The organism is Elizabethkingia miricola (genome assembly GCF_001675285.1).
In the GTDB taxonomy this organism is placed as follows: domain Bacteria; phylum Bacteroidota; class Bacteroidia; order Flavobacteriales; family Weeksellaceae; genus Elizabethkingia; species Elizabethkingia miricola.
The window spans coordinates 83,321-96,880 of sequence record NZ_LSGQ01000030.1 but is presented as its reverse complement, the minus strand read 5'-3'; the positions used below and the strand labels follow the sequence as shown (position 1 = coordinate 96,880).

Sequence of the window (13,560 nt, the reverse complement as noted above, 5' to 3'; positions counted from 1 at the left end):
TACAATGAAAGGATTTATACAGACACTTAAAAACATTTGGAGTTTAGAAGAACTTAGGAACAAGTTAGTTTTTACGTTCACGCTCATCTTGGTGTATAGATTCGCATCTTATATTTCCCTACCGGCCATTAATATGGCAGAGGTAGGGAATCTTTTGCAAGTATACCAGAACCAAGGAGGAAGCAAACAAGCTTCTGGGCTTTTAGGCTTACTTTCTTCGTTCACCGGAGGTGCATTTAGCCGTGCATCTATTATGGCATTAGGGATTATGCCTTACATTTCGGCATCTATTATCGTTCAGTTGATGGGGATGGCTATTCCTTATCTTCAGAAATTGCAGAAAGATGGTGAAAGTGGCAGAAAAACCCTTAACCAGATTACGCGTTGGTTAACCATCGCGGTATGTTTGGTTCAAGCGCCTTCATATTTAGGTTCTATTACAGGATTGTTCCTGCCTTATACGCAGTTCAGTTCTGCTTATTATATAGATCCTAATTCTATTATGTTCTGGTTACCAAGTATTGTTATTTTGGTGACAGGATCTGTTTTCGCCATGTGGCTTGGAGAGAAGATTACTGATAAAGGAATCGGTAATGGTATCTCTATTCTTATTATGGTGGGGATCCTTGCAGACCTTCCTATGGCTTTCATTCACGAGTTTCAGACTCAGACTGGTAAAGGTGGTTTAGGTACTATCATTATCTTAGTAGAAGTTCTGTTCTGGTTATTGGTAATCCTTTTAGCAATTATATTATCAGTTGCTGTAAGAAAAATCCCAATTCAGTATGTAAGCCGAGCTCAGGCAAGAGGAGGAGTTTCCAGAAACTTAATGGAAGGTGCCAGACAGTGGATACCTTTAAAAGTAAACGCTGCCGGAGTAATGCCAATCATTTTTGCTCAAGCATTAATGTTTGTTCCGGGGTTACTAACAAAAGTAGATGAGACCAATACATTCCTTGCAGGCTTTAAAAATGTTTTCAGCTGGCAGTACAATGTATTGTTTGCGATACTGATTATAATCTTTTCATTCTTCTACACTGCTATTACCATTCCGGTAAATCAGATGGCTGATGACCTTAAAAGGAATGGGGGGTTAATCCCTAAAGTAAGACCTGGAAAAGAGACGGCAGATTATCTGGATGATATTTTATCCAAAATAACCTTGCCGGGTGCGATTTTTTTGTCTATCTTTGCAGTCCTTCCAGCAATAGTACATGGAACTGTTGTGCAAACTGACAGGTTTGCTCTATTCTTCGGTGGTACATCATTGTTGATTTTGGTTGGTGTTGTCTTGGATACTGTTCAGCAAATTAATACATATTTGTTGAATCATCACTATGATGGATTAATGCAGTCTAAATTATCAAGAAACCCCAACTTATAGAAGTATTGAATTTTTTATGGCAAAACAAAAGCATATAGAACAGGATGGCGTGATAGTGGAAGCACTATCTAACGCCATGTTTCGTGTGGAGTTGGAAAATGGGCATATTCTTATCGCTCATATTTCCGGTAAGATGAGAATGCATTATATCAAACTTTTACCAGGAGACAAAGTAAGATTAGAGTTATCTCCTTACGATTTATCAAAAGGGAGAATAACATTCAGGTATTAATAAAGCTTATAGCGCAAAGCAATAAATATGAAAGTTAGAGCATCAATTAAGAAAAGGAGTGCGGACTGTAAGATTGTAAGACGTAAAGGACGTCTTTATATCATTAACAAGAAGAACCCAAAATTTAAACAAAGACAAGGTTAATAGCAATTAAATTATGGCAAGAATTGCAGGGGTAGATTTACCTAAAAACAAAAGAGGAGTAATTGGACTTACTTACATCTACGGAGTAGGAAGAAGCACAGCTTCTGATATTCTTAAGAGCGCTGGTATCAGCGAAGATAAGAAAGTCAATGAATGGAATGACGATGAATTGGCAGCGATCAGAAACTTCATCTCTGAAAACATTAAAGTTGAAGGAGAATTAAGATCTGAAAAGCAATTGAACATCAAAAGATTGATGGACATTGGATGCCAACGAGGAATACGTCACAGACTTGGATTACCTTTAAGAGGCCAAAGAACGAAAAATAATTCTAGAACCCGTAAAGGAAAGAGAAAAACTGTTGCTAACAAGAAGAAGGCAAGTAAATAATCGTTAGAATCATGGCAAAACAAACTAAAGTAGTTAAAAAAAGAAAAGTAAAAGTTGAAGCAATAGGCGAGGCACATATCCAAGCTTCTTTCAACAATATTATTATTTCTTTGACAAATAAAAACGGAGAGGTAATCTCTTGGGCATCTGCAGGTAAAATGGGCTTCAGAGGTTCTAAAAAGAATACACCATTTGCAGCACAAATGGCAGCTGAAAATTGTTCTCAGGTAGCTTATGAAGCAGGTCTTAGAAGAGTTAAAGTTTTTGTAAAAGGTCCTGGTGCTGGTAGAGAATCTGCTATCAGAACTATCCACAACTCAGGAATTGAAGTAAGTGAAATCGTTGATATCACTCCAATGCCGCACAACGGTTGTAGACCTCCAAAAAGAAGAAGAGTATAATTTTAATCTCACAAATCTAAGACAATGGCAAGATATATAGGACCAAAAACCAAAATTGCAAGAAAATTCGGTCAGGCAATCTATGGTGACGATAAAAACTTTGAAAAAAGAAAATTCCCACCAGGACAACACGGACCAAACAAAAGAAGAGGTGCTAAGAAATCTGAATATGCAGTTCAGTTAGCTGAAAAACAAAAAGCAAAATATACTTACGGTATCCTTGAAAGACAATTCGCTAATCTATATGACAAAGCGCAAAGATCTAAAGGGGTAACTGGTGAAGTACTTCTTCAACTTTGTGAATCCAGATTAGATAACGTAGTTTACAGATTAGGATTTGCTAAAACCAGAGCAGGAGCAAGACAATTAGTTTCTCACAGACACATCACTGTGAACGGAGAATTAGTTAACATTCCTTCTTATCAGCTTAAAGCTGGTGATGTAATTGCTGTAAGAGAGAAATCTAAATCTCTTGAAGTAATCACTGACGCTTTAGCTTCTAAGGCTAGCTACGACTGGTTACAATACAATGACGAAACCAAAACTGGTACTTTTGTAAGTGCTCCTGAGAGAATTCAGATCCCAGAAGAAATCAAAGAACAGTTAATCGTCGAATTATATTCTAAATAATCTTTTTGAAAATTTGCTCAACCAATCATTATGGCAATATTATCTTTTATTAAACCCGATAAAGTAATCCTTCTTAACTCAACAGACTTCAGAGGTCAATTCGAATTCAGACCGTTGGAGCCAGGTTTCGGTTTAACAATCGGGAATGCATTGAGAAGAGTTTTACTTTCTTCTCTAGAAGGGTTTGCTATTTCATCTATCAAAATTGAAGGTGTAGAGCATGAATTTTCTACTATCCCTGGTGTTATTGAAGATGTAACAGAAATCATCCTTAACCTTAAACAACTTCGTCTAAAAGCAAAAACCGAAGGTGCTACGGCAGAGCAGGTTTCTGTAAAAGTGACGGGTAAAGAGGAAATTACTGCTGGTGACTTTGCTTCAGCTATTAGTGGCTTTGAAGTATTAAACCCGGATTTAGTGATCTGTACTCTTAATAAGGATGTTAACTTTGAGATAACTTTCAATATTGAGAAAGGTAGAGGTTATGTTCCGTCAGATCAAAATAAATCTAACAATGCACCGATAGGCACTATAGCGATCGACTCTATTTTTACCCCAATCAAAAAGGTACAATATAGCATCGAAAACTATCGTGTTGAGCAGAAAACTGACTACGAGAAACTTATTCTTGATATCGAAACTGATGGGTCTATCACTCCTCAGAACGCTTTAACTGAAGCATCTAAAATATTAATTTACCACTTCATGTTGTTCTCTGATGAGCGTATCACTCTTGAGACTGAAGCCGTTAAAGCTTCCGCTCAGTACGATGAGGAAACGCTTCACACAAGACAACTTCTTAAGTCTAAACTTGCAGATATGGATTTATCTGTAAGAGCACTTAACTGCCTTAAAGCAGCTGAAGTTGAAACATTAGGTGAGTTAGTTTCTTTCAGCAAGTCGGATCTAATGAAATTTAGAAACTTCGGTAAGAAATCCCTTACTGAACTGGAAGAGCTAGTTCATGCCAAAGGACTTAACTTTGGTTTTGACGTAAGTAAATATAAGTTGGACGCTGATAAATAATCCTAAACAATGAGACACGGTAAAAAATTCAACCACTTAGGTAGAACAGCTTCTCACAGAAGTGCTATGCTTTCAAACATGGCATGTTCCCTAATTGAACATAAAAGAATCCATACTACAGTTGCTAAAGCTAAAGCACTGAGAGTATTCGTAGAGCCTATCCTTACAAAATCTAAGGAAGATTCTACTCACAATAGAAGAGTAGTTTTCTCTTACCTACAAAACAAAGAAGTAGTAAGCGAACTATTCAGAACAGTAGCACCTAAAATCGCTAACAGAAACGGTGGTTATACAAGAATCATCAAAACTGGTTTCAGACCTGGTGATGCTGCAGATACTGCACTTATCGAACTAGTTGACTTCAACGAGCTTTACAATCCAAACGAAGCTGAGAAGAAAACTACAAGAAGAAGCAGAAGAGCTACAACTACTAAAAAAGCTGAAGCTGCTCCGGTTGCTGAAGCTAAAGTTGAAGAAACTGAAGCTCCGGTTGCTGATGCAACTGAAGAAAAAACTGAAGAATAATATTCTTTCAGATATAAAAATAAAACCGTTCAGATTTCTGAACGGTTTTTTTGTTTTTACAAAAACCTCTAAAATTGAGGTGGCGGAACCGGGAAGTGATTACATTTATCCGGATCAATCGGAAGGCATGCTCCATATTGGCTGTAATACTGACAATAACCTTCAGGACATTTTCCTCCCATTGGTGGAGCCGCTGCTCCCTGAATTTGTTTCAGGTCTGTTTTTGATAATTTTTTCATAATAATACTTTTGAATTAATTGGTTGGTTTGCTGAATTTAAATAAAATATTTAGATGTTGGTGCTGTAATTTAATCTTTATACTATTTTAACAAATATTCGTATGTGAAAAGTGAATATTAGAATAGGGGTACAAATCCATAATTATAAAAATACTATCTCCGGGTGGTGTTTTTTATGTCCTTTCATTTCCATAACTTAGCCAAAACTTTTTAACCTATGAAGAACCTGCAAAGACTTTTAGTCCTGTTTGTTTTATTTGCATGTAATGTGCTTATATTTTCTCAATCCAAAAAAAGTACATTTGAGATTAAAAACGGACATTTTTTATTAAATGGGAAACCCTTCTCCATTCACTCCGGAGAAATGCATTATCCCCGAATCCCACAAGAATATTGGAAGCATCGCCTTCAAATGATGAAAGCAATGGGACTAAATGCTGTTACAACTTATGTTTTCTGGAATTACCATGAAGAAAGCCCAGGGAAATGGAACTGGTCTGGAGAAAAAGACCTGAAGAAATTTATAAAAACTGCACAGGAAGTTGGATTATATGTAATTATAAGACCTGGTCCATATGTATGTGCTGAATGGGAATTTGGAGGTTACCCATGGTGGCTGCAAAATATTAAAGGATTAAAGATTCGTGAAGACAACGATCAGTTTCTTGCAGAAACCCAGAAATATATTACACAATTATACAATCAGGTAAAGGACCTTCAAATCACTAATGGGGGACCTGTGATTATGGTACAGGCAGAGAACGAGTTTGGCTCATTTGTGTCACAGCGTAAAGATATTCCTTTAGCCAGTCACCGTACCTACAATGCAAAGATTGTAAAACAGCTTAAAGATGTAGGATTTAGTGTGCCTATGTTTACTTCCGACGGATCGTGGCTATTTGAAGGTGGTAGTGTTGTAGGAGCTTTACCAACTGCTAATGGTGAGGATAATATTGAAAACCTTAAAAAAGTTGTGAACCAGTATAATAATAATCAGGGACCTTATATGGTTGCTGAATTTTATCCTGGATGGTTGGGGCATTGGGCAGAAAAATTCCCAAGAGTAGATGCGAGTACTGTAGCTCGTCAGACGGATAAATATCTTAAAAATGATGTTTCCTTCAACTACTATATGGTACACGGTGGAACTAACTTTGGATTTACTAATGGTGCCAACTACGACAAGAATCATGATATCCAACCGGACTTAACATCTTATGATTATGATGCTCCTATTACGGAAGCGGGTTGGAGAACTCCTAAATATGATTCATTGCGTGCAGTTATTTCCAAGCATACAAAAGCTAAGCTTCCGGAAGTACCGGCTCCAATAAAAGTAATCGATATTAAAAATATCAAACTAAGCAAGCTATATAACTTCTTCAACTATGCAGAAGGACAGCAAGTAATAAAAGGTGACAAGCCTCTTTCCTTTGAAGAACTTAATCAGGGACATGGATATGTGCTTTACCGCCGCCATTTTAACCAACCTATTAGTGGTACTCTTGACTTAAAAGGGCTTCGTGATTATGCAACAATTTATATTAACGGAGAAAAAGTAGGTGAACTGAACAGATATTATAACCAGTATACAATGCCAATTGATATCCCATTTAACTCTACATTAGAGATCTTAGTGGAAAACTGGGGAAGAATTAACTATGGTTCCCGTATTAACGAAAATACAAAAGGAATTATCTCTGCAGTTAAGATTGGAGATACAGAAATTACAGGCAATTGGGAAATGACGAAATTACCTTTCCCTGATCAGTTCGCGTCGACAATCAAGGCAAAACCAGTTGAAGGCAGTAAGCAGGCACAGCTGAAAGATATTCCTGTATTGTATCAAGGTGAATTTGAACTGACTGAAGCTGGGGATACTTTTATCGATATGCAAAACTGGGGTAAAGGAGTCATTTTCGTAAACGGAAGAAATATTGGACGTTTCTGGAAAGTTGGACCACAACAAACACTTTACATTCCGGGAGTATGGCTGAAGAAGGGAAAGAATGAAATTATCATTTTTGATCAGTTAAATCAAAAGGTACAAAGTACTGTTTCAACTGTTAAAACACCTATACTGGATCAGTTAGTAAAACCATAAATATTATTGTTTTACACATAAAATAATGGATAAGATTTTTCCTTATCCATTTTGTTTTTAATAAATTTGTTAGACTTAAAAAAAACTAAAAATGAGTTATATTTCTTACATCGATGCCAGACAGATTTTGGATTCTCGCGGCAACCCGACAATTGAAGTGGATGTGTTTACCGAAAGCGGAGCAATGGGAAGAGCAGCAGTTCCTTCCGGTGCTTCTACAGGAGAACATGAGGCTGTTGAATTACGTGATGGCGGCGCAGAATTCCTTGGAAAAGGAGTATTAAAAGCAGTTGAAAATGTTAGAGAAATTCTTGCACCTGAATTAGTAGGATTATCGGTGTTTGAACAAAACTTACTAGATGCCGTGATGATAGATATCGACGGTACTTCTAATAAAGCAAAACTTGGTGCAAATGCTATTCTTGGAGTATCTCTTGCTGCTGCTAAAGCTGCAGCGGCAGAACTAAGAATGCCACTTTATAAATATGTAGGAGGTGTTAATGCTAATACGCTTCCTGTTCCGATGATGAACGTTATCAACGGAGGTTCGCACTCTGATGCGCCAATCGCATTCCAGGAATTTATGGTTATGCCGGTTGAAGCTGACTCTTTCTCTCATGCATTGAGAAAAGGGACTGAGATTTTCCACAGCCTTAAATCTATCCTTAAAGGAAGAAATCTTTCTACAGCTGTAGGAGATGAAGGTGGTTTTGCACCGACTTTCAACGGTACAGAAGATGGTTTGGATACATTACTTCAGGCAATTGAAAAAGCTGGATATAAGCCAGGTGTAGATATTATGTTGGCGCTAGACTGTGCTTCTTCAGAATTCTACAAAGATGGTATCTATGATTACAGAAAATTCGAAGGAGATAAAGGAGCGCACAGAACACGTGAAGAGCAGGTGTCTTACTTAGCAGAATTATGTAACAAATATCCGATTATCTCTATCGAAGATGGTATGCAGGAAGATGACTGGGAAGGTTGGAAATTGCTTACTGACAAAATCGGAGACAGAGTACAATTGGTAGGAGATGACCTTTTTGTAACCAATGTAAAACGTTTGAAAAAAGGAATCGACGAAGGTATTGCAAACTCTATCCTGGTAAAAGTAAACCAAATTGGTTCTCTTTCTGAAACAATGGCAGCTGTACAAATGGCACAAAATAACCGCTATACAACAGTAATGTCTCACCGTTCAGGTGAAACTGAAGATGCTACTATTGCAGACCTTGCTGTAGCACAAAACTGTGGACAAATTAAAACAGGATCTGCTTCACGTTCAGATAGAATGGCGAAGTACAACCAACTTCTTAGAATTGAAGAAGCTCTTGGAGAGACTGCAATCTATCCAGGTTTTGATGCCTTCAAGATCAATAGAAAATAACAATTAAAAGTATCTCTCCTTGCAGTATTCTGCAAAATAGAGTATTTTTAGACAAATAAATCAAAATAATATGTCAGACAATAAAGTTGTTCTAAACTATGATGGACAGGCTTATGAGTATCCGATCGTAGAAAGCACTCTGGGAGATAGAGGAATCGACATCTCCAAGCTAAGAGACCAGACTGGTCTTATCACTTTAGATTTAGGTTATAAAAATACAGGAGCTACAATTAGCGAAATTACTTACCTAGATGGTGATCAGGGAGAATTGTTCTACAGAGGCTATCCGATTGATCAAATTGCTGAGAAATCTAATTTCACTGAAGTAATGTATTTGCTATTAAATGGCGAATTACCAAACAAAGAACAATTCAGTGGTTTTGAAAGCAACATAAAGAAGTATAACTTCATTGCTGACGAGATGAAGAAAATTATCGATGTTTTCCCTCGTTCAGCTCACCCTATGGGCGTATTATCTTCCTTAACTTCTGCATTGACAGCATTCAACCCGAAGGCTGTAGATGTAAGTTCTAAAGAAGATCTTGACCATGCTGCTGAACTAATGATTGCTAAGTTTGCTCACCTTTGTGCTTGGACTTACAGAAAAACTCAGGGATTACCATTGAATCATGGGGACAACAAGCTTAACTATGTTGAAAACTTCTACAAAATGGCATTCAGATTACCAAATGAGGAATTTGAATTAGATCCTGTTGTAGTAGGTGCATTAGATAAGTTATTAATTCTTCATGCTGATCACGAACAAAACTGTTCTACTTCTACAGTAAGAATGGTAGGTTCTGCTCATACTGGTCTTTTTGCTTCTATTTCTGCTGGTGTTTCTGCACTTTGGGGACCTCTTCACGGAGGGGCTAACCAGGCAGTAATCGAAATGCTTGAAATGATTGACAAAGATGGTGGTGATGTATCCAAGTATGTAGCAAAAGCTAAAGATAAAAATGATAACTTCCGTTTAATGGGCTTCGGACACAGAGTTTACAAAAACTTTGACCCAAGAGCTAAGATCATTAAAAAAGCAGCTGATGATATCCTGGGTAAATTAGGAATCCAGGACAAAGCTTTAGATATTGCAATGCAATTAGAAAAAGTAGCTTTGGAAGACGATTACTTCGTAGAAAGAAAACTATATCCAAACGTAGATTTCTACTCAGGTATCATTTACAGAGCTTTAGGAATTCCTACAGAAATGTTTACAGTAATGTTTGCATTAGGAAGACTACCAGGATGGATTGCTCAGTGGAAAGAAATGAGACTGAAAGGAGATCCAATCGGAAGACCAAGACAAGTTTATCAAGGAGCAAAGGAAAGAAACTATGTTCCTATGGAAAACAGATAATATTCCTCAAAGAATATCATAAATCAGAATCCCAAAATTTATTTTGGGATTCTTTTTATTTATACCCTGAACATAAAAAACAGAATATTAAAGATCGAATATAAATAATTAGTATTTTTATAAGAGTTAATAATCTCACAAACAATGACTTTAGGACAACAGGTTTTATTCTTCTTTAGCGGAATAGGTGCTTTTAATGGTTTACTGTTAGGAGGCTATCTTTTGTTTGTAAGAAAGTTAAAATATATCCCGGATTTCTTTTTGGGACTTCTTTTGCTGATGCTGAGTACCAGAGTAGGGATATCTGTATGCTTTTATTTTGATCAGGACTGGCCTCGGATTATACCACATTTGGGACTTGCTGCACTTTATTTCGTAGGACCTGCATTATATTATTTTGTATTGTCTTCCATTCAACAAGAGCAGTTCAATATTAGGAAATGTAAAAAGAGCTTTAGCACCTTAACAATTGTTTTAGGAATTGTTGGCTTTTTATATCTTATCTTTCCGATTACCTGGATGCAATATTTTGGAGCCTTTATTTATGGAGTATGGATGACTTTTGTTTTGCTGTCAGTCTATCAGTATTATATTCTCTCAAAAAAATATTCCAAGAACCTGAACAGATATATACTTCCGGTCTTGGTAAGTAATGTTATTATTTTCTCCGTATATGAACTGATTTCTGTTGAAATCGTAGAAATTTATTGCCTGAGCGGAAGTATAGTGTTTTCATTTATTCTGTATGTTAATTTTCTTATTTTATTTAACCGCAAATACCATTCTGAAGGTTTGAAGGAAGCAGGTAAATATTCTAACAAAAAAATATGTGAAGAGAAAGCAGATAATTTTGTTACTAGGTTAGATCAGTTGATGTATGCAGAAGAGTTGTATAAAAATCCTAACCTTAAGCTAAGTGATTTGGCTTCGAAAATGAATATTTCTGCGCATCAGCTCTCACAACTCCTCAACGATAACCTGGGTAAAAGTTTTTCTATTTATGTTAATGAATACAGAATAGAAGAAGCGTGTAGAATAATTACTTCCGATTCTTTTCTTAAAATTGAAGAGATAGGATATGAAGTAGGTTTTAATTCGAAATCGACCTTTTTCTCAACTTTCAAAAAAATTAAAAACGCCACACCGCAACTTTACAGAAACTCTGCAATGGACTGAAAATAGGTATTGATAATTCCGAAATTATAATTCAGGACTTCAATATTTAAAATCCAGGTCTGCCCCCATATCCCGCTCCGGTATTTTTGAGTCATTAAAATAAGAACTATGACGACAAAATTTTGGAGCATTATCTTACTTCTTCTATCAGTAAGTTTTACCGCACAATCTATTCGGGGAAAAATTATTCATGCAGAAACCGGAAGACCAGTGACAAATGCTGAAGTTAGAATATTCACATCTTCAGATCTGCCTGTCCAAAAAACAAATACAGATTCGCTGGGAATATTTAGTTTTTCATCAGGTAGTACTTCTGCTTTTCAACTTATGATTACTGCTGCAGGATTTGATGAGACGAGGATTAATAATTTTGTAAATAACCAGAATATTTTACTTCACCCTGCTACTGCTACAATCTCTGAAGTAACAATCCGGGGTAGACGAAATGTACAAATAAATAATGGAAATCCGGAATATTCAGTCTCCAGAAATAAAGATTTAAAAACTTCTCTTAATCTTATCGATGTTCTGCGGAAGACTCCAGGAGTTAGCCTGGGGGAAGATAGCGCTGTAATGATAGGGAGAAATACAGCGAGTATTTTTGTAGACGGAAAGCCGTTAGTAATGAGTGCTCAGGAGCTGCAAAACTATTTGAAGACATTGATGCCTGATATGGTTAAGGCTGTTGAAATAATAGCAAATCCTTCTTCCAGATATGATGCAGAAATAAAAGGAATTGTAAACATTAAACTTAAAAAGAATAACCAGCTTGGTTTACGGGGAAATTATTCGGGAAACCTTCAGCTAAACAGAACAGTATTTGTTGAAAATAATCTGGATATTTCTTATAACACAAACAGAGTTGCTTATAAATTAATAATGGGTTATAATAACGGAATCAATACCTATAGGTATAATGCATTACAACAATTGGCAAATACCAATATCATGAGAACCGATATTTACCAGAGAATGTTTTGGCGGGTATATAGCTTGCAGGCCGGATTAGATTTTAGAATCAATGATTACAACAAAATTGGGTTAACATTTAGGCAGAATGACCGCTATGACGAAAGAAACAGGATTGGTGAATTATTGACCCGAAAAAAAGATGATGTTGATGTAGTTTCCTATACAGGAAGCGAAAATCCTATTAATTATCATCAGAATAATACAGGTGCAGTTCTGGATTATTCTTTCAGTAAAAATAATTTTGAATTCAATGTAATAGGGAATTACCTGTCAGTGAAAAACAATCAGAATGATGATTTTATTGACAGAAATAAGATGACAGGTGTGAAGTTATCTCATTGGAAATCAGACTTGCTTAATAAAGTAAATATACTGACTTTGCAAACCGATCTTTCCAAAAAGATAGGACAGGCTGGTATAGAAGCGGGATTAAAGTTCAGTTCCTCAGAGACACATAATAATATACGCTATGATACACTTTCTTCCAGCCAAAAATTTGAATATGATCCTGGAAGGAGTAATTTCTTTTTATACAAAGAAAAAATTTATGCAGGCTATATTTCTTACAGCCATAAATTCGGGAAATTTAGCATTAATGGAGGTTTAAGGGCTGAGCATACGAATAGTATTTCTAATGCTGTAACTATGGATTCGGTTGTTAATAGAAGTTATACCAAGTGGCTTCCGTCAATTAATTTAGACTATACTATAAATAACTCATCTGAATTGTCTTTATCGTACAGCAGGAGAATGACAAGACCTCCATTTTCACAGCTCAATCCTTTTCGGGTATATTTTAGTCCACTTAATTACTGGATTGGAAACCCATATTTACTTCCCTCTATAACCAGCCAGCTAAAGGCAACATTCCGTAAGAAAAATTTTATAGGTTCCCTGATTGTTGGAAGAGAAAGTGATGTTATTGTAAGATATCCGATATATCATCCGGAGACCAATATTTTAGAATATCTGGGAACAAACTTACCTTATCAGGATTTTGCAGCTCTGGAAATTTCATTTCCGGTGAAACTTACAAAATGGTGGAATATTAATACACAATGGACAGGTAATTATAATTACGAATACAGACCTTATTTAGATACTGTCTTTACAAAAAGTATTTATTCTTATACCTTTAAAATTAATCAGACGTTTACTCTTCCTAAAGGATATACAGCTAATATTTTTTCATATTTTGAATCTCAGTCAGGGAACAGCCTTTACATTTATAAATCCCGTTATACAGTTGATCTGTCGATACAGAAAAGTTGGTTTGATAATAAGCTAAATATGAAGCTAAGTTTCAATAATATCTTTGACAGTTTTGCCCAGACATTAATTTTCCGACACAAACAGATTATGAATAATCAACTGCAGCATTGGAATGATCTCCGGAAAATAGTTTTTGCATTAAGTTATAATTTTGGATCTTCAAGATATGAAGCTAAAGAACTTAAAAGAAGTGAAGAAGAAAACAGAGCACGATAAAATGCTCAGTAAAAAGTATTTTTATGGATAAAAAATTCATATAAAGTTAAAATTTGATCTAAATTCAGATAAAATATCTTTTGTTTTGTTTAAAACATGATTT

General features: G+C 35.9%; 14 protein-coding genes. 13 read left to right on the top strand and 1 reads right to left on the bottom strand.

The window, feature by feature from the left end:
* Positions 1–4: 4 nt before the first annotated feature.
* From secY to rplQ, 8 genes are read left to right on the top strand one after another with little or no spacing between them, the layout of a single operon-like run.
* Positions 5–1,384 carry a preprotein translocase subunit SecY gene (gene secY / locus ATE49_RS14995; RefSeq protein ID WP_009094461.1) on the top strand — a complete coding sequence of 460 codons (1,380 nt, stop codon included), beginning with the start codon at positions 5–7 and terminating at the stop codon, positions 1,382–1,384.
* Between the two features lie 16 nt (positions 1,385–1,400).
* On the top strand, positions 1,401–1,616 hold the full coding sequence (gene infA, locus ATE49_RS14990; RefSeq protein WP_009087306.1) for a translation initiation factor IF-1: 216 nt from the start codon (positions 1,401–1,403) through the stop codon (positions 1,614–1,616).
* 27 nt (positions 1,617–1,643) lie between these two features.
* On the top strand, positions 1,644–1,760 hold the full coding sequence (ykgO, locus tag ATE49_RS20065) for a type B 50S ribosomal protein L36 (protein ID WP_004917354.1): 117 nt from the start codon (positions 1,644–1,646) through the stop codon (positions 1,758–1,760).
* A 13-nt stretch (positions 1,761–1,773) separates the two neighbouring features.
* Positions 1,774–2,151: a 30S ribosomal protein S13 gene (rpsM, locus tag ATE49_RS14985; protein ID WP_009087290.1), complete on the top strand. Its 378-nt coding sequence runs from the start codon at positions 1,774–1,776 to the stop codon at positions 2,149–2,151.
* A gap of 11 nt (positions 2,152–2,162) precedes the next feature.
* Positions 2,163–2,552, top strand: coding sequence for a 30S ribosomal protein S11 (gene rpsK, locus ATE49_RS14980; protein ID WP_009087288.1), 390 nt, complete (start codon positions 2,163–2,165; stop codon positions 2,550–2,552).
* Between the two features lie 24 nt (positions 2,553–2,576).
* Positions 2,577–3,182 carry a 30S ribosomal protein S4 gene (gene rpsD / locus ATE49_RS14975; protein WP_034871579.1) on the top strand — a complete coding sequence of 202 codons (606 nt, stop codon included), beginning with the start codon at positions 2,577–2,579 and terminating at the stop codon, positions 3,180–3,182.
* A gap of 30 nt (positions 3,183–3,212) precedes the next feature.
* Positions 3,213–4,208 (top strand): DNA-directed RNA polymerase subunit alpha, encoded by a 996-nt coding sequence (locus ATE49_RS14970; protein ID WP_034871578.1) that lies wholly within the window; start codon positions 3,213–3,215, stop codon positions 4,206–4,208.
* A 9-nt stretch (positions 4,209–4,217) separates the two neighbouring features.
* On the top strand, positions 4,218–4,733 hold the full coding sequence (gene rplQ, locus ATE49_RS14965; RefSeq protein WP_059155897.1) for a 50S ribosomal protein L17: 516 nt from the start codon (positions 4,218–4,220) through the stop codon (positions 4,731–4,733).
* Between the two features lie 68 nt (positions 4,734–4,801).
* Here the strand turns inward: rplQ and ATE49_RS20260 are convergent, their stop codons facing one another.
* Positions 4,802–4,972 carry a hypothetical protein gene (locus tag ATE49_RS20260; RefSeq protein WP_155759311.1) on the bottom strand — a complete coding sequence of 57 codons (171 nt, stop codon included), beginning with the start codon at positions 4,970–4,972 and terminating at the stop codon, positions 4,802–4,804.
* A gap of 218 nt (positions 4,973–5,190) precedes the next feature.
* Between ATE49_RS20260 and ATE49_RS14955 the strand changes: the two genes are divergently transcribed.
* The 5 genes from ATE49_RS14955 to ATE49_RS14935 all read left to right on the top strand — a co-directional run bounded on the left by ATE49_RS14955 (position 5,191) and on the right by ATE49_RS14935 (position 13,457).
* A complete protein-coding gene (locus ATE49_RS14955) occupies positions 5,191–7,077 on the top strand; it encodes a glycoside hydrolase family 35 protein (RefSeq protein WP_065082820.1) in 1,887 nt (628 codons plus the stop codon).
* 91 nt (positions 7,078–7,168) lie between these two features.
* Positions 7,169–8,464, top strand: coding sequence for a phosphopyruvate hydratase (eno, locus tag ATE49_RS14950; RefSeq protein WP_059155895.1), 1,296 nt, complete (start codon positions 7,169–7,171; stop codon positions 8,462–8,464).
* 70 nt (positions 8,465–8,534) lie between these two features.
* Positions 8,535–9,821, top strand: a complete 1,287-nt coding sequence (locus ATE49_RS14945; RefSeq protein WP_034871574.1) for a citrate synthase — start codon at positions 8,535–8,537, stop codon at positions 9,819–9,821.
* 144 nt (positions 9,822–9,965) lie between these two features.
* On the top strand, positions 9,966–10,997 hold the full coding sequence (locus ATE49_RS14940; RefSeq protein WP_065082819.1) for a helix-turn-helix domain-containing protein: 1,032 nt from the start codon (positions 9,966–9,968) through the stop codon (positions 10,995–10,997).
* A gap of 108 nt (positions 10,998–11,105) precedes the next feature.
* Positions 11,106–13,457, top strand: a complete 2,352-nt coding sequence (locus tag ATE49_RS14935) for a TonB-dependent receptor domain-containing protein (RefSeq protein WP_081278492.1) — start codon at positions 11,106–11,108, stop codon at positions 13,455–13,457.
* Positions 13,458–13,560: the final 103 nt, after the last annotated feature.